The sequence below is a fragment of the Massilia sp. WG5 genome (genome assembly GCF_001412595.2).
In the GTDB taxonomy this organism is placed as follows: domain Bacteria; phylum Pseudomonadota; class Gammaproteobacteria; order Burkholderiales; family Burkholderiaceae_D; genus Telluria.
Genome location: NZ_CP012640.2, coordinates 5,924,036 through 5,945,374 on the forward strand (window position 1 = coordinate 5,924,036; position 21,339 = coordinate 5,945,374).

The following is a 21,339-nucleotide window of genomic DNA, read 5'->3' on the forward strand; positions in this document are numbered from 1 at the left end:
CCTCCGCGTGGGCACGGGGTGCCCACGCTACGCGGTCGCCTCGTCGCGGGCTTCCGCCTGCGCCTCCTTGTGGTTCCGCACGATCCCCCGCAGGTTCATCGCCAGCAGGCCGGCCTGGAGCGCAATCAGCGCCCAGGCCTCGTCATGCACGCCCCAGACGATCCAGAGGATGTTCGACAGGATGAAGGTGTAGAAGCCGAAGATGCGGCGCCGCGCATGGCGGGCGCCGACCAGGAAGGCGGCGCCGAGGGTAACCGCCATTGCTGGCCATTGCAGGAAGTCGATCAGCGTATCGAGGTCCACTCAGGCCGCCTTCCTGCGCTTGGCCGGCGCCTTGGCCGCGGTGGCGGATTTGGCGACGGCCTTCTTGGCGGCCGGTTTGGCGGCGGCAGTCGCCGTCTTCCTGGCCGCCGGCTTCTTCGCCGCGGTGGCGCGCGCCCGCACGGTGTCCTGCGATGCCGTCTTGCGCGCGCGCGGCGGCGGCGCGTCGCCGGCGTCCTCGTCTTTGTCGCCCGACGGCTTGCGCGACTTGCGCGGCGGTGGATCGTCGTCGTCGTCGTCGCCGTCCGCGTGCGCGGGCGCCTTCTTGCCCAGGCTGGCCTGCAGCAGCGAGACCAGGTCGATGACGTTCGATTTCTTCGGCTTGTCCTCCTCCTCCGGCTCCGGCATGGTGATGGTCTTGGTCTGCTTGGCCGCGATCTTCTTCTTCACCATCGCCATCACGTCCTCGCGGTAGGTGTCGTGATACTGCTGCGGCTTCCAGCGCTCGCTCATGCCTTCGACCAGCGCCCTGGCCATCTGCAGTTCCTTCGGTGTCACCTGGGCCGCCTTCGAATTCTCGTCGGGGATCTTCAGTTCGTCGGTGGGGCGGATCTCGTCCGGGTAGCGCAGGGTGATCAGGACGATGGTATCGCCCACGCACACCAGTGCCGCCAGGTGCTGCTTGACGCGGATGACGACGTTGGCGATGCCGATCTTGCCGACGTCGCGCAGGGTCTCGCGCAGCAGCGCGTAGACCTTGTCGCCGCCCTTGCCGGGCGCGAGGTAGTAGGGCTGCTCGTAGTAGATCAGCGGCACCTGCTGGGCATCGACGAAGGCCAGGATGTCGATGGTCTGGGTGGCTTCCGGATTCGCGCGGCGCAGGTCCTCGTCGGACAGCACCACGTATTCGTCATCGGCGTATTCGTAGCCCTTGATGATGTCGTCCCAGGAGACTTCCTTGCCGGTGTTCTTGTTGTAGCGCTTGAAGCCGATCGGCGCGAAGTCACGGCGGTCGAGCATGTGCAGGTCCAGGCTGTGTTCGCTCGTTGCCGGGTACAGTTCGACGGGAATATGGACCAGCCCGAAACTGATCGCCCCCTTCCACATGCTCCTCGCCATGTCAGTTCTCCTTGAGTGAGTTATTCCCCGACCGAACCGGTAATCGGCAGCACCACGCCGGTGACATAACCCGAGCACACGCTCGACGCCAGGTACACATAGGCCGGCGACAGCTCTTCCGGCTGGGCCGGGCGGCCGAAGGTGGTCTGCTGGCCGAACTTGGTGATGTCTTCCGGCGACTGGTCGGCCGGGTTCAGCGGGGTCCACACCGGTCCGGGGGCCACGCAGTTCACGCGGATGCCCTTGTCGAGCAGGTTGGCGGCCAGCGACATCGTGAAGGCATGGATCGCGCCCTTGGTGGTCGAATAGTCGAGCAGCTTCTTCGAGCCCTTCAGGCCGGTCACCGAGCCGGTGTTCACGATCGCGGCGCCGCGCTTCATGTAGGGCAGGCAGGCCTTGGCCATGTGGAAGTAACCGTAGATATTCGTCTTCATGGTCTCGTCGAAGCGGTCTTCCGTCAGGTCGAGCAGCGATTCGGCATGCTCCTGGAAGGCAGCGTTGTTGACCAGGACGTCCAGGCGGCCGAACCTGGCGACGATCTGGTCCACGGCCTGCTGGCAGAATTCCATGTCCTTGACGTCGCCGGCCACCGTCACGCACTGCTGGCCCTCCGCTTCGATATAGCGCTGGGTCTCGGCGGCGTCCTCGTGTTCGTTCAGGTACAGGATGGCGACGTCGGCGCCTTCGCGCGCGAACAGGATCGCGACCGCTCGGCCGATGCCGGAGTCGCCGCCGGTGACGATCGCGACCTGGCCGGCCAGCTTGCCGCTGCCCTTGTACTGCTCGGCCATGAACTTCGGCTTCAGTTCCATCTGGGCTTCGAGACCGGGCTTGGCCAGGTGCTGGGCCGGGAAGTCGCCGGACGGCTGCTGGACACCGGTCTGCGCGGCGCCGCCGCTGCTGCCCTGATCGCCTTTCTGCATGCTGGCGTCATGCTGGTCCTGGCGGTTCTGGATCGCCTTCTGCTTGTTCGCTACATCGTCCTGGTTTGCCATGCCGATCTCCTTGTGCATTCGGTACGTGATCCAGCAGTATTCCCGCCGCCCGGCCTTCGCTACCGTGCGCTTCCACACACAGCGCCGCATTTGCTAGGCGCGCTAGGTGCTTTATGGCAAACTTGATCCTGTAACAGAGTCTGAGGAGCACAGGATGTCGCAGCAAGGTATGTATGTCAGCCCGATGGCGCAGCGGCGCGCCGGCTTCGACCAGGCTTGCGGCCCGCTGTTCGCGCGCCTCGACCTGGCCGACAGCGCCGATGCCGCCGCCGCCCTGATGGCCGGGTCGGCGCCCGATCTGCTGGTGATCGACCTCGAACGCTTCGAGCCGGGCATCGACCTGCAGGCGCTGGGCGGGCTGCTGGCGCGCCGCGCCGGCGCACCGGTCCTGTTGCTGTGCCCCTTCGCCAATGCGCGCTGGCTGCCGCTGCTGCATGCCTTCGGACCGGCCGCCTACGCGATCACTCCGATCGAGCCGGCGCGCCTGCAGGACGCCGTGCGGCGCTGCCTGGCGTCGCCGTCCGGCTGCGCCCCCGCCGCCGATGCGGACGCACTGCGTGCGCTGCTGGCGCTGCGGACCCGGGTCCAGGCGGCGCTCGACGATACCGATGAGGAACAGGGCCTGGCCGAACGCCTGAGCCAGGCCTTCCTGGCGTGGCCGGGCGTGCTGCATGCCGCCGTGTTCCGCCTGGCCGGCGACGCCGACCTGCAGCTCGATGCGGAACAGGGCCGCGGCCCGGCCGTCGGCCTGCGCCTGGGTACGCTGCTGCAGCGCAGCGAGCGCCTGCTGCAGGCGCCGCTGCGCCATGCCTTCCCCGGCCTGCTGGCCGCCGCCACCGGCGAGCTGGCGATCCTCGACACGCTCGAGCAGGCCGGCGAGCCGGCGCTGGCCGAGGGCCTGCGCGCGCACGGCGTGGCGCAGGCGCTGGGCATTCCGCTGCCGGCCGACGGTCCGGGCGCCCCGCGCGGCGCGCTGTCGCTGCTGCTGGACAGCGCCGCCCCGCTGGCGCCGGAAGCCTTCGACACGCTGCGCGACTGCGCCGCCATGGCCGTGCTGGGCCTGCGCATGAGCGACATGAACCTGGAGAGCGAACAGCTGCTGGCGCGCCTGACCTATGTGTCGACCATGGATGCCCTGACCGGGGTCGCCAACCGCCGCCACGGCGAAGAGCTGCTGGAACGCGAAGTCCGGCGCGCCCGCCGCTACCGCACGCCGCTGGCCCTGCTGTCCTTCGACATCGACCGCTTCAAGGCCATCAACGACGGCTACGGCCACCCGGTGGGCGATGTTGCGCTGCGCACCGTGGCCGACTGCGTGCGCGCGGTGATGCGGTCGAGCGACGTGCTGGTGCGTTCGGGCGGCGAGGAATTCCACGTCATTGCGCCCCACACCAGCGCGATCGAGGGCCTCAAGATGGCCGAGAAGATCCGCCATGCGGTCGAGCAGACCGCCGTTCCCGGTTGCGACCATGTCACCGTCAGCCTCGGCGTGGCCCAGCTCGGCGAGCAGGAGAGCGCGGACTCCCTGGTCCAGCGCGTCGACGCCGCGATGGCGCGCGCCAAGCGGGCAGGGCGCAACTGCGTCGAACTGGCGATGCAATAGATGCTGGCCTGGTTGAAGGACTACCGCCGCGGCTGGCTGGCGGGGGACCTGGGTGCGGGCGCGGTGGTCGCCATGATGATGATCCCGCAGGGCATGGCCTATGCGCTGGTGGCCGGGCTGCCGCCGGTGACCGGGATCTACGCCAGCATCGTGCCGCCGCTGCTGTACGCCGTGTTCGGCACCAGCAGCACCCAGTCGGTCGGGCCGATGGCGATCATCTCCCTGATGACGGCGTCCGTGCTGGCGCCGATGGCGGCGCCGGGCAGCGCGCTGTACGGGGCGCTGGCGGGCCAGCTGGCCCTGCTGGCCGGGCTGGTGCTGCTGGCCTGTGGCCTGCTGCGGGTGGGCTTTCTCGCCAACTTCTTCTCGCGCCCGGTGATGAACGGCTTCACCATCGGTTCCTCGATCCTGATCGCCCATGGGCAGCTCGGCGTCCTGCTGGGCGCGCGCCTGCCGCACTGGCACCGGCCCAGCGCCGCGCTCGGCCTGGGCGCGCTGGCCCTGCTGTTGCTGGCGCGCCGCTACGGCGCCCGCTTGCTGCAGCGCTGCGGCCTCGCGCCCGGCGCCGCCGACATCGGCGCACGCCTGGCGCCGATGCTGCTGGTGGCCGGCTCGATCGCTGCGGTCGCCGCGCTCGGCCTGGACCGGATGGGCGTGCAGGTGATCGGCCGGGTGCCGGCCGGGTTGCCGCGCCTGAACCTGGCGGCTTCCGGCGCGCACTGGCAGCAGCTGTTCCAGCCGGCCCTCCTGATCGGCTTCATGTGCTTCCTGATCTCGATGTCCGGGGCCCAGGCGCTGGCCGCGCGCAAAGGAGAAAAGCTGCACACCAATGCAGAGCTGGTCGGCCTCGGCGCGGCCAACGTCGGCAGTTTCCTGAGCGGCGGCTTTCCCGTCACCGGCAGCCTGTCGCGTTCGGCCGTCAACTTCGCGGCCGGCGCCAACACCCCGCTGGCCGCGGTGGTCGCGGCGGCGCTGCTGGGCGCGGCGCTGGTGCTGCCGACCGGCTGGCTGGCGCTGCTGCCGCTGCCGGTGCTGGCCGCCACCATCATCGTCGCCGTACTCGGCATGCTGGAATCCGCGACCCTGCGTACCGCCTGGCGCTACGACCGCGCCGACGCGCTGGCGCTGCTGGCCACTCTAGGGGGCGTGCTGCTGCTCGGGGTCGAGGCTGGCGTGGTGGTCGGCCTGCTGCTGTCGCTGGGGGCGATGATCTGGCGCGAGAGCCGGCCGCACATCGCGGTGCTGGGCCGCATCGCCGGCACCGAACACTTCCGCAATGTCGAACGCTACCAGGCCGAGACCCGCAGCGGCGTGCTGCTGCTGCGCGTCGACGCCGGCCTGTTCTTCGGGAACATCGAGGCGGTCAACGCCCGCGTCGAGGAAGAGCTGGACCTGCATCCCGGCACGCGCGAGCTGGTGCTGGTGCTGTCGGCCGTGAATGCGATCGACACCTCGGCCCTGTTCGGCCTGCTGGAGCTGAACGGTGAAGTGGTCCGGCGCGGCGTGCGCCTGCACCTGGCCGAGGTGAAGGGGCCGGTGATGGACCGGCTGAAGCAGTCGAAGCTGCTGGAGCGTCTCAGCGGGCAGGTCTTCCTGAGCACGGCGAATGCCTGGAATACCCTGTCCACCGGCGACGAATCCTGGTCAGTCTGAGGCGCTTGTGGCAGTATGGGGCGCATGAACACTTCCTGGAGCGAAGCATGACGAGTCGACTTGCCCTGGTCCTGTTGGCGTCCGCGGCGGCGCTGTACGCCATCGGCATGCAGTCCGGCCTCGATGTCGGCCTGGCGTGGATGACGCTGATCTCGGCCATGTTCATCGAGCTGACGCTCTGGAAGCGTGGCCTGGACCGCGTCCGGGCCGCCGTCGCCGCACGGCGCGCGCGCAAGCAGCAGCGCTGACTCTTTCCGCACCGAATTGGTGCAAATCCCTGTGCGGGTGCGTAAAACGTGCATCCGCAAGCCGGCATTCGGCCAATGACAGTCTGGCACGCATCCTGCTAACCCTGTTGGCATGCCCGACTGCCACCCTGACCACTCCCACATCGATCCGCCGCCCGCGCCGCCCTGGCGCGCCAGCCTGCACCTCGATTTCGCTTTCGATGCCGACGCCGGCGTCACCCGGATGGTGCGGCGCGCCCATCGCGGCCCGCTGCGCGTGCAGAAAGCCCTGTATCCGGAAGGACCGCGCGCCTGCCAGGTGATCGTCGTGCACCCGCCGGGCGGCGTGGTGGGCGGCGATTGCCTCGAGATCGGGATGCGCATCGGTGCCGGCGGCCAGGTCTTCGCGACCTCGCCGGGCGCCGCCAAGTGGTACCGCGCGAACGGCCGCCGCTCCAGCCAGGCAGTGCGGCTGCAGGCCGGCGAGGGCGCCGCGCTCGAATGGATGCCGCAGGAAACCATCTTCTACGACGGCGCCTGCGTCGATCTCGAGCACGAGGTCGAACTGGGCGCCGGCACCCCCTATATCGGCAGCGAGATCCTGTGCTTCGGCCGGCGCGCGATGGGCGAGCGCTTCCTGCGCGGCCAGGTCCGCCAGCGCACCCGCATCCGCCAGGGCGGACGCCTGGTCTGGCACGAGCAGGGCCTGCTCGACGCCGCGGGGCTGGAGAGCCCGCTCGGACTGCAGGGAAAGAGCGTGTGCGCGACCCTGCTGGCGGTCGGCAGGCCGCTGCCGGCGGCGGTCCTGGCGCGCCTGCGCGCCGCCGACCCGGACCTTGCGCTGAGCCAGGTGAAGTCGGTCTTCGTGGCGCGCCACCTGGGCATCGATACCGAAGCCGCGCGCGCCGCCATGCTGCGCGTGTGGCAGGCGGTGCGTCCGCACTTGCTGGGCATGGACGCCAGCGTGCCGCGCATCTGGAACACCTGAAGGACGCCTGAGAAAGAGACCATGGACCTGAGCCCACGAGAGAAGGACAAGCTGCTGATCTTCACCGCCGCCCTGCTGGCCGAGCGCCGCCGGGCGCGCGGGCTGAAGCTGAACTACCCGGAGGCCGTGGCCCTGATCACGGCTGCCATCATGGAAGGCGCCCGCGACGGCCGCAGCGTGGCCGAGCTGATGGACGAGGGCGCGACGATCCTGTCGCGCGCCGACGTCATGGAAGGCGTGCCGGAGATGATCCCGGAAATCCAGGTCGAAGCCACTTTCCCGGACGGCAGCAAGCTGGTGACCGTCCACCACCCGATCCCATGACGAAAGGACGAACCGTGATCCCGGGCGAATATCTGTTGGAAAGCGGCGAGCTCGCGCTGAACGCCGGCCGCCGCACCCTCACGCTGACGGTGGCGAACGCGGGCGACCGCCCGATCCAGGTCGGCTCGCACTACCATTTCCATGAAGTCAACGACGCCCTGCAGTTCGAACGCGAGGCCACGCGCGGCATGCGCCTGAACATCGCAGCCGGCACCGCGGTGCGCTTCGAGCCGGGCCAGCGCCGCACGGTCGAACTGGTCGAACTGGCCGGGGCGCGTGTGGTGGTCGGCTTCCAGGGGCGCGTCAATGGCTCGCTTGACGGCGCGCCGCCGACGCAGGAGGCATCCGCATGAGCAGCATCTCGCGCCAGGCCTATGCCGACATGTACGGTCCGACCACGGGCGACCGCATCCGCCTCGCCGACACCGGCCTCGTGATCGAGATCGAGCGCGATTTCGCGGTCTACGGCGAAGAGGTCAAGTTCGGCGGCGGCAAGGTGATCCGCGACGGCATGGGCCAGTCGCAGCTGCCGCGCGAGCAGGTCATGGACACCGTGATCACCAACGCCGTGATCGTCGACCACTGGGGCATCGTCAAGGCCGACATCGGCATCCGGGACGGGCTGATCGCCGGCATCGGCAAGGCCGGCAATCCCGACATCCAGCCGGGCGTGGACCTGCCGATCGGCGGCGCCACCGAGATCATCGCCGGCGAAGGCATGATCGTCACGGCCGGCGGGGTCGATACCCACATCCACTTCATCTGCCCGCAGCAGATCGAGGAGGCGCTGGCCTCGGGCATCACCACCATGCTGGGTGGCGGCACCGGGCCGGCGGTCGGCACCGCGGCCACCACCTGCACGCCGGGCGCCTGGCACATCCATTCGATGCTGATGGCGGCCGACGCCTTCCCGATGAACCTCGGCTTCTTCGGCAAGGGCAACGTCAGCCGGCCACGCCCGCTCGAGGAGCAGATCGAGGCCGGCGCCGTGGGCCTCAAGCTGCACGAGGACTGGGGCAGCACCCCGGCCGCGATCGACAACTGCCTCGACGTGGCCGAGCGCATGGACGTGCAGGTGGCGCTGCATTCGGACACCCTGAACGAGGCCGGCTTCCTGGAGTCGACCCTGGCGGCCTTCAAGGACCGTACCATCCACACCTTCCACACCGAAGGCGCGGGCGGCGGCCATGCGCCCGACATCATCGCCGCGGTCGGCCACGCCAACGTGCTGCCGTCCTCGACCAATCCGACCCGTCCGTACACCGTCAACACGCTCGACGAGCACCTCGACATGCTGATGGTCTGCCACCATCTCGATCCGGCCATCGCCGAGGACGTCGCCTTCGCCGAATCGCGGATCCGGCGCGAGACCATCGCCGCCGAGGACATCCTGCACGACCTCGGCGCGATCTCGATGATGTCCTCGGATTCGCAGGCCATGGGAAGGGTCGGCGAGACCATCCTGCGCACCTGGCAGACCGCGCACAAGATGAAGGCGCAGCGCGGGCCGCTGGCGGGCGACTCCGAACGCAGCGACAACGCGCGGGTCAAGCGCTACGTCGCCAAGTACACGATCAACCCGGCCATCACGCACGGCATCGCGCACGCGGTGGGCTCGATCGAAACCGGCAAGATCGCCGACCTGGTGCTGTGGCGCCCGGCCTTCTTCGGCGCCAAGCCCTCGATGGTGCTCAAGGGCGGCATGATCGCGGCCGGCCTGATGGGCGACCCGAACGCCTCGATCCCGACCCCGCAGCCGGTGCACTGGCGGCCGATGTTCGGCTCGTTCGGCGGCGGCTTGAAGAAATCCTTCACCTTCGTTTCGCAGGCCGCCTTCGATGCCGGCATCCGGCAGCAGCTGGGCCTGGCGAAGACGGTGATCCCGATCGGCGGCACGCGCGGCCTGCGCAAGCGCGACATGATCCACAACGGCGCCACGCCGCACATGGAGGTGGATCCGGAAACCTATGAAGTGCGGGCGGACGGCCGCCTGCTGGTCTGCGAACCGGCGGCGGTGCTGCCGCTGGCGCAGCGCTATTTTTTATTCTGACGAAGGAGCGACCATGCTGTCCCTGCATACGAAAATTTCCCGCGCCGACGCCATTCACGATTTGATGGTGTTGTCCTGGGACCAGCGCGAGCGCTGCCGCCAGCGCGCCCGCCTTGCGTCCGGCGAAGAGGTCGCGCTGTTCCTGGCGCGCGGCACGGTTCTGCGCGACGGCGACCTGCTGACCGGGGAGGGCGGCCGCGTGGTGCGGGTGCTCGCCGCCCCCGAGCCGACCTACCTGGTGCGCTGCGTCGACGCCACCATGCTGGCGCGCTGCGCCTACCACCTCGGCAACCGTCACACGCAAGCCCAGGTCGGCCCGGGCTGGATCCGCATCCGGGTCGACCCGGTGCTGAAGGAGATGGTGCTGGGGCTGGGCGCGCAGGTCGACGAGGAACTGGCGAAGTTCGAGCCGGAGCCGGGCGCGTATGCCGGCGGCCACGGCCACGCGCACGGACACGAGCATCCCGCGACCAGCCTGCTGGCGCCGGTGCCGGTGCGCCAGAAGATCCACCGGCCCGACAGCGTCGCCATGGCCGCGGGCGCGGAAGGCGCATGAACGCGGCCAGCCTGCTGCACCTGCTGCAGTTCGCCAGCCCGGCGCTGCCGATCGGCGGCTACAGCTATTCGCAGGGACTCGAAGCGGCGCTCGAGGACGGGATGGTGCACGACGCCGTAAGCGGCCGCGCCTGGATCGTGCGCTGCCTGCACGAGGTCATGGCGCAATGGGACGCGCCGCTGTTCTGGCGCCTGCTGCAGGCCTTCGCCGCGCGCGACCAGGCCGCGCTGCGCCTGTGGAGCGACTGCTTCCTGGCCTCGCGCGATACCGCCGAGTTCCGCGCCGAGACCGTGCAGATGGGCTATTCGCTGACCCGCCTGCTGGCCGAGCTGGGCGTGGCCGAGGTGGCGGCGCTGGGCGAGGAAGTGTCGCTGCCGGCGGCCTTCGCCTGCGCCGTCGACGCCCTCGACATCCCGCACGAGGAAGCGCTGCTGGCGCTGCTGTTTTCCTGGGCCGAGAACCAGGTGTTGGTGTGCGTGAAGTCGGTGCCGCTGGGCCAGGTGGCGGGCCAGCGCCTGCTGCTGTCGCTGCGGCCCGAGATCGAGGCGGCGGCGCGCACCGCGCGCACCCTCGACGACGGCGCGCTGTCGAACTGGGCCCCCGGGCTCTCCATGCTGTCGATGCGGCACGAGGTGCAGCATGGACGGCTGTACCGTTCATGAGAAAGGAAACGATGGAACACAATCAGAATGGCAATCCGCTGCGGGTCGGCATCGGCGGGCCGGTCGGCTCCGGCAAGACCGCGCTGTGCGAGATGCTGTGCCGGCGCATGCGCGAGCGCTACGACATGGCCGTGATCACCAACGACATCTACACGCGCGAGGACATGGAGATCCTGCTGCGCGCCGACGCCCTGCCGCCCGAGCGGCTGATGGGCGTGGAGACGGGCGGCTGTCCGCACACGGCGATCCGCGAGGACGCCTCGATCAACCTGGAGGCGATCGCGCGCCTGCAGGCCGAGTTCCCGGCGCTCGAGCTGGTGCTGGTCGAGTCGGGCGGCGACAACCTGGCCGCCACCTTCAGCCCCGAGCTGTCGGACCTGACCCTGTACGTGATCGACGTGGCCGGCGGCGAGAAGATCCCGCGCAAGGGCGGTCCCGGCATCACCCGCTCGGACCTCCTGATCATCAACAAGACCGACCTGGCGCCGCACGTGGGCGCGAACCTGGACGTGATGGCGCGCGACGCCAGGCAGCAACGCGGCAAGCGGCCCTTCGTCTTTACCAACCTGCGCACCGGCGAGGGCGTCGACGAGGTGGTCGCGTTCATCCATGAGCAGGGCCTGCTGGATCAACAAGGAGAGCGAAAATGAAACACACGATGCGATACGCAGCCGCGGCCGGCCTGGCCGGCCTGGTGCTGGCGCTGCCGGCGGCCGCCCATCCGGGGCATGGCGAGAGCGGCCTGGCGGCCGGCCTGCTGCACCCCCTGACGGGTCTCGATCACCTGCTGGCGCTGCTGGCGGTGGGACTGTGGAGCCGGCGCCAGCGCCATGGCATGGTCTTGCCGCCGGTGTTCCTGGTGCTGATGGCCCTGGGCGCCTCCTGCGCCGGGATGCTGGCGCAGGGCCTGCTGCCGGCGCTGGAAACCTCGATCGCGGCCACGGTACTGCTGCTCGGCGTGCTGGCGGCGGCCGCGCTGCGCATGCCGCCGCAGCTGGCGGTGGCTTTGGCCGGGCTGTGCGGCTTCCTGCACGGGCTCGCGCACGGCCAGGAACTGGCGGGGACGGCCAGCGGCGCCGGCTTCCTGGCGTCCAGCGCGCTGCTGATGGGAGCGGGAATGCTGGTGAGGCTGGAAGAAGGCTCGCGCCGGATGGCGGGCGCGACGATTGGCGCCGCGGGCTTATGCCTGCTTGCGGGCTTCTTCTGAACCCGGCTCGGCCAGGCGGATCGGGGCCGCATCCCTCGGATACATCGCCTGCACGCCTTCATAGGCCTTGGCGATCGCCGCCATGTCGGCGGCTTCGTCGCCGGTCAGCATGATGGTCTTGGTGACGTCGACGACCTTCTTGCCGTAGTCGAGCGCGACCAGCAGCACCGGCACCTGGGCCGCCATCGCGATGCGGTAGAAGCCGCTCTTCCAGTAGGGGCGGTAGCCGCGCGTGCCTTCCGGCGTGATCGCCAGCCAGAACCATTGCGAGGCCAGCATGTTCTCGGCCAGGCGCCGGATCGCGCCCTGCGGGGCGCTGCGGTCGACCGCGACGCCGCCCCAGTAGCGCATCACCACGCCCATCGGGCCGCGGAACAGGGAATCCTTGGCCAGCCAGCGGAAGTGCAGGCCAACCGCCCATTTCGCCAGCAGGCCGACGAAGAAGTCCTTGTTCGAGGTGTGCGGATAGACCACGGCGATGCCGTGCGGGCCGGGCAGGTTCTTGAAGTACAGCTTCCAGCCGATCATGTTCAGCAGGCGCAGGGCGGTGCGCTGGCCCCAGCTTGGCAGCGCCGCCGGACGCATCAGGTGTTCTTGCAAGGGTTCGTGCATCGTATCTCTTTCAGCCGGGCTTCTTCCATTGCGCCCCGGAAATTAAAGCGGGGATTCTATAGCGGGAAAAAACGCCGGACAAGCGAAAAAGCTGGAAGCGTTGTAGCGCCGTCGGTATCATGCCTTGCCCAAGCAACAATACTCACATCGTGGTGAGGAGGAATTTAACGATGGACATCAAGATTTTTCACAATCCGCGCTGCGGCACTTCGCGCACCACGCTCGGCCTGATCCGCGAGGCGGGCCATGAGCCGGAAGTGATCGACTACCTCGCGCACCCGCCGGCGCGCGAGCAGTTGCGGGAGATGATCGCACGAGCTGGCTTGAGCGTACGCGATGCCGTGCGCAGCAAGGAAGCCGTGTACGGCGAGCTCGGCCTCGATGGCGCCGCCGACGACGCCCTGCTCGACGCCATGGTCGCCCACCCGGTGCTGATCAACCGTCCCTTCGTGATCACGCCGAAGGGCGTACGCCTGTGCCGGCCATCGGACCTGGTCAAGGACATCCTGTAGAAACCCAGCCGCCCTCTCAGTGCTGGCAGGCGCCGAGGTCGATGGCGTCGAGCTGGTCCCGCAACTTGCCGTAAAAGTCGGACCCGTCGGCGCCATGCTCGAGGCCCTTGCCGATGGCCGCTGAATTCGCCGCCAGGCGGAAATCCGGTGCGCCGCTGCGCGTATAGCCGATGAAGCCGGGCGCGGCGGCCACGGTGCCGGAGTGGCGCATGCCTTCGGCCAGGCGCCAGTCGCCTTCCCGGTTCCCGTAGACCAGATTGTGGCGGTAGCTGTTGTGCCGGCCCGCTGGGCCCAGTTCGGCCACGCCGCGGCGGTTGTCGAACACGATGTTGTTGACGACATGGTTCTGGTCCCCGCCGGCGGCGAGGATGCCGGTGTCCGAGCCCGCGATCGTGTTGTTGAGGACCACGAGCTTGCGGGCCCCCCGCCACAGGCGGATACCGGCTCCGGCAATGCGGTAGACGATGTTGTTGCGTACCGTTCCCGGCGTGTCCAGGTCGATGCCCTGCACCTCGCGGCAACCGGGCGCGCCGACCTCGTGCACGCTGTTGCCGACCACCATGGACAGCATGCGCTCGCCCTTGCCATGTCCTTCGCTGTCGACGGCGATCCCGGCGCCGCCCTTGCTGCAGGGAAGAAGGGTCGCGATGTGGTGCACGTGGTTGAGGGCGATGCGGTTGTAGGCGCCGCTGCTGTGGATGCCGGTGGTCCAGGCCTGGCCGGCCATGTGGGCGGCGCCGTCGATCTCGAAGCCCTGGATGTCGACATGGCTGGCGCGGTTGTCCCAGGCCGTGGCGCTGCCGGACTGCGGCGGCGGCACCAGGCGCGCCTGCCAGCGTTCGGTGGCGCGGAACACGATGCGCGCATTCGGGAGCCCGCTGACGCCGGTGCGGAAACCGCCCTGGTAGGTGCCGGGCAGGACGTTCACCGTGGTGCCGGGGGTGACCAGCTGGGCCGCCCGCGCCAGCGAGCGCAGCGGTGCGGCGAGGGTGCCGGGATTGCTGTCGAGGCCGTCCTGCGCGACGAACAGCTCGGTCGGCACGATCTGGGGCGTGACCGCCACCGCATGCTCGTCCTTGACGGTGCAGGCAGCCAGGATGAAGACGAGCAGGAATAAGGAAGAGCGGCGTGTCAGTGTCATGGTTGCGCGGCATGGAGCAGCTAACCAATCCAGTGTGCTCGCTGGATTACCGCGCAAGCACGTCTGCCTCAATCTCGCTCTTGAGCGCGCACAAGTGGCGCGCCTGGGTTATCGTCGGCTTTTACGCACAAGGAGGGAGCATGAACGCTTTGCTGTTGCCGTCCGGGAACCGGATTCCCGTACTCGGCCAGGGCACCTGGAATATGGGCGAGGACCCGGCCGCGCGTCACGACGAGGTGGCGGCCCTGCGCCTCGGGCTCGAGCTGGGGGTGACGCTGATCGACACGGCCGAGATGTATGGCGAGGGCGGCGCCGAGGAAGTCGTGGGCGAGGCGATCGCCGGCCGCCGCGATGACGTGTTCCTGGTCAGCAAGGTGTATCCGCACAACGCCGACCGCCGCGGCGTGCAGGCCGCCTGCGAGCGCAGCCTGCGGCGCCTCAAGACCGACTGCATCGACCTCTACCTGCTGCACTGGCGCGGCAATGTGCCGCTGGCAGAGACGCTCGAAGCCTTCATGCGCCTGCGCGAGCAGGGGAAGATCCGCGACTTCGGCGTCAGCAATTTCGATCTGGACGACATGCTGGAAGCGGTCGCGCTGCCGGGCGGCGAACTGATCGCCACCGACCAGGTGCTGTTCAACCTGAGCCAGCGCGGCATCGAGTGGGAGCTGCTGCCGTGGTGCCGCGAACGGCGGCTGCCGGTGATGGCCTATTCGCCGCTCGAATCGAACCCGGACGAGCAGCACGGCCTGCTGGGCAATCCGCAACTGGCCGCGGTCGCGCGCCGCCATGGCGTGACGCCGGCCCAGGTGGCGCTGGCCTGGCTGCTGCGCCAGGATGGGGTGGTGGTGATTCCGAAGGCGGTGCGCCCGCAGCACGTGCGCGAGAACCGCGCCGCGCTGGACCTGGTGCTGACCCAGGAAGACCTGGCCCAGCTCGACGCCGGTTTCCCGGCGCCACGCCGGCGCCGTCCGCTCGCGATGCGCTAGGCCGCTTGCTCCAGCGACGAGCGCAGCCAGTCCAGCAAGGCCGGCGAGGTCAGCGGCCGGCTGAACAGGTAGCCCTGGCCCTTGGCGCACTGCTGGTCGCGCACGGCGGCGGCCTGGGCCTCGGTCTCGATGCCCTCGGCCACCGTGTTCATGCCCAGGCTCTGGGCGACCTTCACGGTGGCTTCGATCAGCACCCGGTGGTGGTGGCTGGTGTCGGCCTGGCAGACGAAGGAGCGGTCGATCTTGACCGTGTCGACCGGCAGCTGGTGCAGGCTCGACAGCGAGGAATAGCCGGTGCCGAAGTCGTCCAGCGCCAGCGTGATGCCGAGCGCCTTCAATTCATGCAGGCGGTCCTGCACCTGCTGGTCCTGGGCCGCCAGGCTTTCCGTCACTTCCAGCTGCAGCTGGGATGGATGCATGCCGGCGTCCTCCAGGATCGCGCGCACGGTCTGTGGCCAGTTCGGCTGGCCCAGCTGGGCGCGCGACAGGTTCACCGCCAGCAGGCGCGGCGCGGCCGGGCCGAGTTCGCGCTGCCAGGTCATGAAGTCGCGGCAGGCGCGGCGCAGCACGAAGTCGCCGAGCGCGCCGATCAGGCCCGTTTCCTCGGCCACCTGGATGAATTCGAAAGGCGGCACCACGCCGCGCAGCGGATGCTGCCAGCGCACCAGGGCCTCGACCCCGGCCGACAGGTCGGTGCCGCCGTCCGGGCGCAGGCCGACCACCGGCTGGTAGACCACGAACAGCTGGTCGTCGAGCAGGGCCTGGCGCAGGTCCGCTTCGGTGTCGGCGCGGCGCGCGGCGCGTTCGCGCATGGCCGGCTCGAACACCGTGCAATAGGCGCCGCCGGCGCGCTTGGCCTCGACCATGGCGATGCTGGCGTCGCGCAGCATTTCGCCCGCCAGGTCACTGGCATCCGCGCTCCAGACCAGGCCCATCGACAGCTTGCAGGTGATCTCCTGGCCGCCCGGCAGCTGGTAGCTTCGTCCCAGCGCCTCCAGCAGGCGCGCCGCCACGCGCTCGGCGTCCTCGCGGCGGCGCAGGCCGTCCAGCAGCACCGCGAATTCGTCGGCGCCGACCCGGGCCGCCAGCTGGCCGGTGGCGGCGTTCGGATCGATGCGGTCGCTCGGCGGGCGCAGGGTGGCGCGGATGCGCTCGCCGATCTGCACCAGCAGGCGGTCGCCGACGGCCTGGCCGTGGGCGTCGTTGATCTGGCGGAAGCGGTCGCAATTCATGAACAGCAGGGCAAAGCCGCTGCTGTTCGGTGCGAGCCCCGGCAAGCGCCCCAGCATCTGCTGGGCCTGTTCCAGCAGCGCTTCGCGGTTCGGCATGCGGGTCAGGGCGTCGGTGCGGGCCGCCGTCTTCAGGCGCCGCGCCAGCCTTTCCTGTTCGCGCTGGACCTCGTGCGTGGCGTCCGTGACCACGGCCATCAGGCGGGTCGGATCGAGTTTCAGCACCGACAGCGACAGCCACTGCGGCGCACCCGGCGTGGCCGACTCGCCCAATTGGAGGCGCAGGCCTTCGCAGACCGCGCCCGAGGCTTCGCTGAAGTTGTCGGTCAGCTCGCGCAGCTGCGGCGCCACGCCGGCCAGCACGGTGAACAGGTTGTCCATGCTGCCGTCGCGCACCAGCGGCATCAGGAGGCTGGACGACATCGGATTCAGCATGTCGACGGTGCCGTCCAGGCTCGCCTGGACCAGGCCGATCGGGGCCCGGTACAGGAACTGCACCAGGGCTTCGTAGGCGTCGACCTTGCCCGCTTCGATCTGCATCTCAGGCTGCATCCGGTTCTCCGTTCCAGCACTCGACCCGGTTGCGCCCGTTCGCCTTGGCGGCGTACAGGGCGCGGTCGGCGCGCTTGATCAGGGTGTCGAGGTCGAGGGGTTCGCCCTCGTCGATGGCGGCGATGCCGGCGCTGACCGTGTAGGCGATCGCGACGCCGTCGCATACCGCCGGCTGGCCTGCCACCAGCTGGCGCAGGCGCTCGGCGACGACGGCGGCGCCGTCCATCGTCGAGGAGGGCAGCAGCACGGCGAATTCCTCGCCGCCCACGCGCGCCACCACGTCGACCTGGCGGAAGGTCATCGACAGCGCCGCGCCGAGCTGGCGCAGCACGCAGTCGCCGGCCGGGTGGCCGTAGCGGTCGTTGATCTGCTTGAAATGGTCGGCGTCGAACAGGATCAGCGCGGTCGGGCGCGGCGTGCGGCGGTTGCGCGTCAGCTCCAGTTCGGCCGCCTCGAAGAAGGCGCGGCGGTTGGCGACGCCGGTCAGTTCGTCGCAGAACACGGATTTGCGGCGCTGGGCGATGGCCTCGCGCTTGTCGCTGATGTCGCGCAGGACCAGGCAATAGGCCGGTTCGCCGTCGTCGCAGGCGTCCGGATCGCGGTCCGGCAGCGGCGAAATCATGGCGCTGCCCCAGAACTGGCTGCCGTCGGCGCGCAGGCGCGGGCCTTCTTCCAGGCTCCAGCCATTCGCGTCGGCTTCGCGCAGGCGGTCGTGCACGCGCTCCGGCGTGCTCGAATCCTCCGGATAGAAGACCGAATAAGGCCGTCCGACCACCGAGGGCGTGAAGCCGGTGACGCGGCCGATGGTTTCGTTCCAGTCGCTGACCCGGCCCTGGCGGTCCAGGCCCACCAGCGCGTAGTCGCTGATGCTGGTCAGCAGGGCGTTCAGCCAGGCATCGCTCTGGCGCAGCTGGCGATCGCGGCGCACCTGTTCGCTGACGTCCTGCAGCACCGCCATCAGGCGCGAGCCGTCCAGCTTCAGGAGGCTGAGCGACAGCACGTGCGGCACGCGCATGCGCTTGCCGGGCGCGCCGCTGTTCAGGTGGATGTGCAGGCCGTCGCAGACCATGCCGCTCGGGCGGGGGAAGGTCGTGCACAGGCGGCGCAGTTCCGGCGCCACGTCTTCCAGCGCGGTGAACAGGTTGGTGAGGGTGCCGTCACGCGAGAGCGGCATCAGGAGCTGGGCCGAGATCGGATTGATCATCACGATCTCGCCGTCGATACCGGTCTGCACCAGGCCTACCGGGGCCAGGTACAGGAACTGGATCAGCGCCTCGTGCTCGGCCGCGAGCTGCGCGTGGGCGTCGCCGTTCACAGCTTGCGCTGCACCAGCACGTAGCGTTGTGCGCTGCCCGGTTCGGCCAGCAGGCGCAGTTTCACTTTCACCGGGCGCATGCGCAGGGTCAGCACGTAGTCGATGGTGTCGTCCAGAGCGGCGCCGTCGTCCTGGGCGTCCTCGAAGCGCTGGGCCACCATGAAGTTGTTCAGGCAGGGCGCGACGTTGGTGAACAGGGGCTGGCCCAGCACGCGCGGGCCGGTCAGGCCGGCAGCCTCGGATTCGGTCTGGTTGTATTGACGAACATTGGTCTCGGCATCGAAACCGATCACGCCGAAGTCCAGGCGGTCGAGTTGTTCGGGGTTCAGTTGCGCCAGCTGGCCATGCAGGCCGGGCGCGGTAAAGGTCAGGTCGGTGGCGGCGGTCATGGGCGGCGTGGTCGCGATAAAAAGTGAAGATTGTTGCAGCTAAGAAACGAATGGTGACATGCTGCTTACCGCCTGTCAAATCAATCGTGCAACTGTGTCACATCGGCGCAAGCGGCCTCGGGATTTGACAGCCGCGCCGCCCGCCTGCACCATCCGGGACACCGCTTTCATATGAAGAAAATAAAGAGAACGAGATGAAGAATTCCGCTGCTCCGACACCCGACTGGTGGAACGACGCCAGCGCCGTGCGGCGCGTCGTCAGCGATGTGCTGGCGGCCGAACTGGCCCAGGCCCGGCCCGGACGTTCGGCGCCGGCGCTGCCCTGGCCGGACGGGCTCGACTTCGTCCGCGATCTCGGCGCCGATTCGCTCGAGCTGCTCGGCATGGGCACGGCGCTGGCCGAAGCCCTCCGGCTGGAGCGGGTTGACGTTGACGCCCGCCTGCTGGCCAGGCCGGTCCTGGACGAATGGGTGGCCGCCGCGCGCGCGGGCCTGGCGGCGGCCGCGGCGGCGGCGGGTGCGCCGGCGCTGACCTTCCGCACCTCCGGGAGTTCGGGCAGCCCGAAGCGCTGCACCCATGCGCTCGCGCTGCTGTGGCAGGAAACGCTGGAACTCGCTCGCCTGTTGCCGGGCCGAAAGCGCATCCTGAGCGTGGTGCCCGGCCACCACATCTACGGTTTCCTGTTCACGGTGCTGCTGCCGCGCGTGCTCGATGCCGAGGTGCTGGATTTGCGCACGGCGGCGCCCGACACCCTGCTGGGTGCGGCGCGGCCCGGCGACCTGATCGTGGCCCATCCGGGCTGGTGGGAGCAGGCCGCGCGCCTCGGCCCGCGCTTCGGCCCGGATATCGCCGGCACCAGCTCGACCGCGCCATGCCCGGATCCGCTGGCGCTCGAGTTGGGCGAAGCCGGGCTGCGCCTGCTGCAGGTGCTCGGCAGCTCGGAGACGGCCGGGGTCGGGTGGCGCGAGGAAGCGGGCGCGCCGTTCGTGCTGTTGCCGTATTGGACGCGTCCCGGCGTCCCGGACGAGCTGGCGCGCACGCTTCCCGATGGCGGGACGGCGCGCTACCCGCTGCAGGACAGGCTGGAGTGGGAAGACGCGCGCCGCTTCCGGCCCGCCGGGCGCATCGATTGCGCGGTGCAGGTCGGCGGCGTGAACGTGTTCCCGTCCTACGTGGCCGAGGTGCTGCGCATGCACCCGCGGGTGGCGGATGCCGCGGTGCGCCTGATGCGGCCGGACGAGGGGCGGCGCCTGAAAGCCTTCGTGGTGCCGGCGGCGAGCGTCGACGAAGCCGAGCTGGCGGCGCTGCGCGCGGCGCTGCTGGACTGGTGCGCCGAACGCTTGGTCGCGCCCGAGCGGCCGGCCGCACTCAGCTTCGGGGACCGCCTGCCGCGCCAGGCCAGCGGCAAGCCGGCCGACTGGATCATCGACTCCGTATGATCGCCGGCATGTAGGCGTCGAGGAATTCCTGGGGCATGCGGCGCGGCCGTCCGCTTCCCAGCTCGATGCAGACCAGATCCCAGCGCCCGCGCAGCACGGTGGCGCCGTCGCTGTTGCGCACCAGCTGGAAGCGGCGCTCCATCGACAGCTTGCCGTCGCCGCCGACCAGCCAGGTGGCCAGGGTCAGTTCTTCGTGCTCGACGGTCGGCAGGATGTAATCGTATTCGCCGCGCCGGATCGCCATCGCGCGGTCCAGGCGCCGGTAATCGTCCAGCCCCAGTCCGAGCGATTCGGAATGGGCCCAGCCGACCTGTTCGCACCAGCGCACGTAGACGGCGTTGTTGGTGTGGTTCAGGCCATCGATGTCGGCGGCCACTGGCGCGCGCGGCAGCGTGAAGGCTTGCGGATAATCCCAGTTCAAATCGTGCCTTCCTTGTGTTTGTGCTTGGGCCAGCCATTCTACCGTCCGTCCATGCGACACGCCAGGAAGCGCTTGGCGATAATGGCAAGCGGCCTATTCGAGTTCGAGCAGCAGCGGCTGGTGAACTGAACCGCAGGCCAGGCCGCCCACATGGAGTGCGCGTACGCGCGGCGCGAGGTCGGCGCCGACGAAGGCGTAGTCGAAGGTGAAGGGCGTGCCGCTCGGGTCGCGCAGGCCGACCGTGGGCGCATGCGCTTCGGTCGGGTGCGTGAGCTGCCAGGCGTCGCGCCAGGGCGGGGCTTCGTCGCGGCTTGTGTCGAACGCGGGCTCCAGTAGGGCCTGGTGGGACCCCGAGCCGGGCAGCATGTTGAAGTTGCCGAGCAGCACCGCCGGCGCGGGCCGCGGCAGGGCCGCGAAGGGCGCGTTGCGGTCGCCGCCGGGGCCGGCATCGGCGCGCGGATGGCGCACGTGCCCCCAGGCTTCGCGCTGCAGCGCGCGCAAGGCGCCGATCTGGGCCAGGCGCTGGCGCTCGGAGAAATATTCGAGGTGGACGATCAGGACGCGCAACAGGCCCGGCGGCGTGTCCAGCGCGAGTTCGAGGACCACGCGCGGCATGCTCGGCGCGGCGTCCGCCGGCCAGGGCAGGGAGTGGCGCAGCACCTGCACGATCGGATGGCGCGAGAACGCCATGCTGCCCAGCCGGCGCCGGCCGCCCTCGGGCGCGAGCGTGTCCACGGCATAGGCGCGCGCGGCCTGCCAGCCGGGCAGGCGCTGCGCGAGGCCGGCGAACTGGTCGCCGCCGGGACTGCCGTCGCGGGCCGGGAAGCCGCAGGCGACTTCCTGCAGGCAGAGTAGGTCGGCGCCGGGCGCGAAGCGCTCGATGCAGGCGAGCACGCCGTCGAGGTCGGCGCCGCCGTCCGGGGCGCGGGCGGACTGGATGTTCCAGGAAAGCAGCTTGAGCATGGCGTCCATTCGTCGGTGTTCGGAGCACTCAGGATAAAAAAGGACGGCCGGGGCGGGCTGATGCAGCTCATGCGTGCGCCGGGGAACAACAGGGCGGCTGCGTGGTCAAGCATCCGTTCACAGCGAGGGAAC

The 21,339-nt window shown here is 69.7% G+C and carries 24 protein-coding genes; 14 read left to right on the top strand and 10 right to left on the bottom strand.

What is annotated here, in order from left to right:
• Positions 1–27: 27 nt before the first annotated feature.
• Genes AM586_RS26460 through AM586_RS26470 form a run of 3 tightly spaced genes read right to left on the bottom strand, consistent with a single transcriptional unit; the run spans position 28 to position 2,375 of the window.
• A complete protein-coding gene (locus AM586_RS26460) occupies positions 28–303 on the bottom strand; it encodes a hypothetical protein (protein ID WP_307162981.1) in 276 nt (91 codons plus the stop codon).
• Complete coding sequence (locus tag AM586_RS26465; RefSeq protein WP_047822744.1) at positions 304–1,380, bottom strand: Ku protein; 1,077 nt, start codon at positions 1,378–1,380, stop codon at positions 304–306.
• A gap of 20 nt (positions 1,381–1,400) precedes the next feature.
• The gene (locus AM586_RS26470) at positions 1,401–2,375 is read right to left on the bottom strand and encodes an SDR family oxidoreductase (RefSeq protein WP_047822837.1); all 975 of its coding nucleotides are present in this window, start codon (positions 2,373–2,375) and stop codon (positions 1,401–1,403) included.
• A 154-nt stretch (positions 2,376–2,529) separates the two neighbouring features.
• Between AM586_RS26470 and AM586_RS26475 the strand changes: the two genes are divergently transcribed.
• From AM586_RS26475 to AM586_RS26520, 11 genes are all read left to right on the top strand, one after another.
• On the top strand, positions 2,530–3,978 hold the full coding sequence (locus tag AM586_RS26475) for a GGDEF domain-containing protein (RefSeq protein WP_047822745.1): 1,449 nt from the start codon (positions 2,530–2,532) through the stop codon (positions 3,976–3,978).
• Positions 3,979–5,631 (top strand): SulP family inorganic anion transporter, encoded by a 1,653-nt coding sequence (locus AM586_RS26480; protein WP_047822747.1) that lies wholly within the window; start codon positions 3,979–3,981, stop codon positions 5,629–5,631.
• 47 nt (positions 5,632–5,678) lie between these two features.
• Entirely contained in the window at positions 5,679–5,879 is a 201-nt protein-coding gene (locus tag AM586_RS28470) for a hypothetical protein (protein ID WP_156328100.1), read from the top strand.
• A 112-nt stretch (positions 5,880–5,991) separates the two neighbouring features.
• Positions 5,992–6,846 carry an urease accessory protein UreD gene (locus tag AM586_RS26485; RefSeq protein WP_047822748.1) on the top strand — a complete coding sequence of 285 codons (855 nt, stop codon included), beginning with the start codon at positions 5,992–5,994 and terminating at the stop codon, positions 6,844–6,846.
• Between the two features lie 21 nt (positions 6,847–6,867).
• Positions 6,868–7,170 (top strand): urease subunit gamma, encoded by a 303-nt coding sequence (gene ureA / locus AM586_RS26490; RefSeq protein ID WP_047822749.1) that lies wholly within the window; start codon positions 6,868–6,870, stop codon positions 7,168–7,170.
• A 14-nt stretch (positions 7,171–7,184) separates the two neighbouring features.
• The gene (locus tag AM586_RS26495; protein ID WP_047822750.1) at positions 7,185–7,523 is read left to right on the top strand and encodes an urease subunit beta; all 339 of its coding nucleotides are present in this window, start codon (positions 7,185–7,187) and stop codon (positions 7,521–7,523) included.
• On the top strand, positions 7,520–9,220 hold the full coding sequence (gene ureC / locus AM586_RS26500; RefSeq protein WP_047822752.1) for an urease subunit alpha: 1,701 nt from the start codon (positions 7,520–7,522) through the stop codon (positions 9,218–9,220). The genes AM586_RS26495 and ureC overlap by 4 nt, the downstream gene beginning before the upstream one ends.
• A gap of 13 nt (positions 9,221–9,233) precedes the next feature.
• Positions 9,234–9,776: an urease accessory protein UreE gene (gene ureE, locus AM586_RS26505; RefSeq protein WP_047822754.1), complete on the top strand. Its 543-nt coding sequence runs from the start codon at positions 9,234–9,236 to the stop codon at positions 9,774–9,776.
• Positions 9,773–10,438 carry an urease accessory protein UreF gene (locus AM586_RS26510; protein WP_047822757.1) on the top strand — a complete coding sequence of 222 codons (666 nt, stop codon included), beginning with the start codon at positions 9,773–9,775 and terminating at the stop codon, positions 10,436–10,438. The genes ureE and AM586_RS26510 overlap by 4 nt, the downstream gene beginning before the upstream one ends.
• Before the next feature lie 11 nt (positions 10,439–10,449).
• The gene (gene ureG, locus AM586_RS26515) at positions 10,450–11,088 is read left to right on the top strand and encodes an urease accessory protein UreG (RefSeq protein ID WP_047822759.1); all 639 of its coding nucleotides are present in this window, start codon (positions 10,450–10,452) and stop codon (positions 11,086–11,088) included.
• Positions 11,085–11,645: a HupE/UreJ family protein gene (locus AM586_RS26520; protein WP_047822761.1), complete on the top strand. Its 561-nt coding sequence runs from the start codon at positions 11,085–11,087 to the stop codon at positions 11,643–11,645. The genes ureG and AM586_RS26520 overlap by 4 nt, the downstream gene beginning before the upstream one ends.
• On the opposite strand, the gene AM586_RS26525 is transcribed toward AM586_RS26520, so the two are convergent.
• Entirely contained in the window at positions 11,619–12,257 is a 639-nt protein-coding gene (locus tag AM586_RS26525; protein WP_229411053.1) for a 1-acyl-sn-glycerol-3-phosphate acyltransferase, read from the bottom strand. The two genes, AM586_RS26520 and AM586_RS26525, sit on opposite strands and share 27 nt — an antisense overlap.
• Positions 12,258–12,427: 170 nt before the next feature.
• Here AM586_RS26525 and arsC point away from each other — a divergent pair, with 170 nt between their 5' ends.
• The gene (arsC, locus tag AM586_RS26530) at positions 12,428–12,769 is read left to right on the top strand and encodes an arsenate reductase (glutaredoxin) (protein ID WP_047822763.1); all 342 of its coding nucleotides are present in this window, start codon (positions 12,428–12,430) and stop codon (positions 12,767–12,769) included.
• 16 nt (positions 12,770–12,785) lie between these two features.
• Here the strand turns inward: arsC and AM586_RS26535 are convergent, their stop codons facing one another.
• Positions 12,786–13,910, bottom strand: a complete 1,125-nt coding sequence (locus AM586_RS26535; protein ID WP_052233322.1) for a right-handed parallel beta-helix repeat-containing protein — start codon at positions 13,908–13,910, stop codon at positions 12,786–12,788.
• A 140-nt stretch (positions 13,911–14,050) separates the two neighbouring features.
• Between AM586_RS26535 and AM586_RS26540 the strand changes: the two genes are divergently transcribed.
• Entirely contained in the window at positions 14,051–14,899 is an 849-nt protein-coding gene (locus tag AM586_RS26540; protein ID WP_047822766.1) for an aldo/keto reductase, read from the top strand.
• On the opposite strand, the gene AM586_RS26545 is transcribed toward AM586_RS26540, so the two are convergent.
• The 3 genes from AM586_RS26545 to AM586_RS26555 are packed head-to-tail and all read right to left on the bottom strand — an operon-like array spanning position 14,896 to position 18,384.
• The gene (locus AM586_RS26545; protein WP_047822767.1) at positions 14,896–16,680 is read right to left on the bottom strand and encodes a bifunctional diguanylate cyclase/phosphodiesterase; all 1,785 of its coding nucleotides are present in this window, start codon (positions 16,678–16,680) and stop codon (positions 14,896–14,898) included. The genes AM586_RS26540 and AM586_RS26545 overlap by 4 nt on opposite strands.
• Positions 16,670–17,995: a sensor domain-containing diguanylate cyclase gene (locus AM586_RS26550; RefSeq protein WP_047822769.1), complete on the bottom strand. Its 1,326-nt coding sequence runs from the start codon at positions 17,993–17,995 to the stop codon at positions 16,670–16,672. The genes AM586_RS26545 and AM586_RS26550 overlap by 11 nt, the downstream gene beginning before the upstream one ends.
• On the bottom strand, positions 17,992–18,384 hold the full coding sequence (locus tag AM586_RS26555) for a phosphonate transporter (protein WP_047822770.1): 393 nt from the start codon (positions 18,382–18,384) through the stop codon (positions 17,992–17,994). The genes AM586_RS26550 and AM586_RS26555 overlap by 4 nt, the downstream gene beginning before the upstream one ends.
• Before the next feature lie 194 nt (positions 18,385–18,578).
• Here AM586_RS26555 and AM586_RS26560 point away from each other — a divergent pair, with 194 nt between their 5' ends.
• Positions 18,579–19,823 (top strand): hypothetical protein, encoded by a 1,245-nt coding sequence (locus AM586_RS26560; RefSeq protein ID WP_047822774.1) that lies wholly within the window; start codon positions 18,579–18,581, stop codon positions 19,821–19,823.
• Here the strand turns inward: AM586_RS26560 and AM586_RS26565 are convergent.
• Both AM586_RS26565 and AM586_RS26570 read right to left on the bottom strand, forming a co-directional pair.
• Positions 19,807–20,244, bottom strand: a complete 438-nt coding sequence (locus AM586_RS26565) for a thioesterase family protein (RefSeq protein WP_047822775.1) — start codon at positions 20,242–20,244, stop codon at positions 19,807–19,809. The two genes, AM586_RS26560 and AM586_RS26565, sit on opposite strands and share 17 nt — an antisense overlap.
• A gap of 93 nt (positions 20,245–20,337) precedes the next feature.
• On the bottom strand, positions 20,338–21,207 hold the full coding sequence (locus AM586_RS26570; RefSeq protein ID WP_047822841.1) for an endonuclease/exonuclease/phosphatase family protein: 870 nt from the start codon (positions 21,205–21,207) through the stop codon (positions 20,338–20,340).
• Positions 21,208–21,339: the final 132 nt, after the last annotated feature.

Excerpts from the sequence above, each read along its gene's own strand:
- AM586_RS26520 (WP_047822761.1), top strand. The coding sequence starts at position 11,085 with ATGAAACACACGATGCGATACGCAGCCGCGGCCGGCCTGGCCGGCCTG.
- AM586_RS26535 (WP_052233322.1), bottom strand. The coding sequence starts at position 13,910 with ATGACACTGACACGCCGCTCTTCCTTATTCCTGCTCGTCTTCATCCTG.
- AM586_RS26525 (WP_229411053.1), bottom strand. The coding sequence starts at position 12,257 with ATGCACGAACCCTTGCAAGAACACCTGATGCGTCCGGCGGCGCTGCCA.
- AM586_RS26465 (WP_047822744.1), bottom strand. The coding sequence starts at position 1,380 with ATGGCGAGGAGCATGTGGAAGGGGGCGATCAGTTTCGGGCTGGTCCAT.
- AM586_RS26475 (WP_047822745.1), top strand. The coding sequence starts at position 2,530 with ATGTCGCAGCAAGGTATGTATGTCAGCCCGATGGCGCAGCGGCGCGCC.
- AM586_RS28470 (WP_156328100.1), top strand. The coding sequence starts at position 5,679 with ATGACGAGTCGACTTGCCCTGGTCCTGTTGGCGTCCGCGGCGGCGCTG.
- AM586_RS26570 (WP_047822841.1), bottom strand. The coding sequence starts at position 21,207 with ATGCTCAAGCTGCTTTCCTGGAACATCCAGTCCGCCCGCGCCCCGGAC.
- ureA (WP_047822749.1), top strand. The coding sequence starts at position 6,868 with ATGGACCTGAGCCCACGAGAGAAGGACAAGCTGCTGATCTTCACCGCC.
- AM586_RS26485 (WP_047822748.1), top strand. The coding sequence starts at position 5,992 with ATGCCCGACTGCCACCCTGACCACTCCCACATCGATCCGCCGCCCGCG.
- AM586_RS26480 (WP_047822747.1), top strand. The coding sequence starts at position 3,979 with ATGCTGGCCTGGTTGAAGGACTACCGCCGCGGCTGGCTGGCGGGGGAC.
- AM586_RS26555 (WP_047822770.1), bottom strand. The coding sequence starts at position 18,384 with ATGACCGCCGCCACCGACCTGACCTTTACCGCGCCCGGCCTGCATGGC.
- ureE (WP_047822754.1), top strand. The coding sequence starts at position 9,234 with ATGCTGTCCCTGCATACGAAAATTTCCCGCGCCGACGCCATTCACGAT.
- AM586_RS26540 (WP_047822766.1), top strand. The coding sequence starts at position 14,051 with ATGAACGCTTTGCTGTTGCCGTCCGGGAACCGGATTCCCGTACTCGGC.
- AM586_RS26470 (WP_047822837.1), bottom strand. The coding sequence starts at position 2,375 with ATGGCAAACCAGGACGATGTAGCGAACAAGCAGAAGGCGATCCAGAAC.
- AM586_RS26545 (WP_047822767.1), bottom strand. The coding sequence starts at position 16,680 with ATGCAGCCTGAGATGCAGATCGAAGCGGGCAAGGTCGACGCCTACGAA.
- AM586_RS26510 (WP_047822757.1), top strand. The coding sequence starts at position 9,773 with ATGAACGCGGCCAGCCTGCTGCACCTGCTGCAGTTCGCCAGCCCGGCG.
- AM586_RS26560 (WP_047822774.1), top strand. The coding sequence starts at position 18,579 with ATGAAGAATTCCGCTGCTCCGACACCCGACTGGTGGAACGACGCCAGC.
- ureG (WP_047822759.1), top strand. The coding sequence starts at position 10,450 with ATGGAACACAATCAGAATGGCAATCCGCTGCGGGTCGGCATCGGCGGG.
- arsC (WP_047822763.1), top strand. The coding sequence starts at position 12,428 with ATGGACATCAAGATTTTTCACAATCCGCGCTGCGGCACTTCGCGCACC.
- ureC (WP_047822752.1), top strand. The coding sequence starts at position 7,520 with ATGAGCAGCATCTCGCGCCAGGCCTATGCCGACATGTACGGTCCGACC.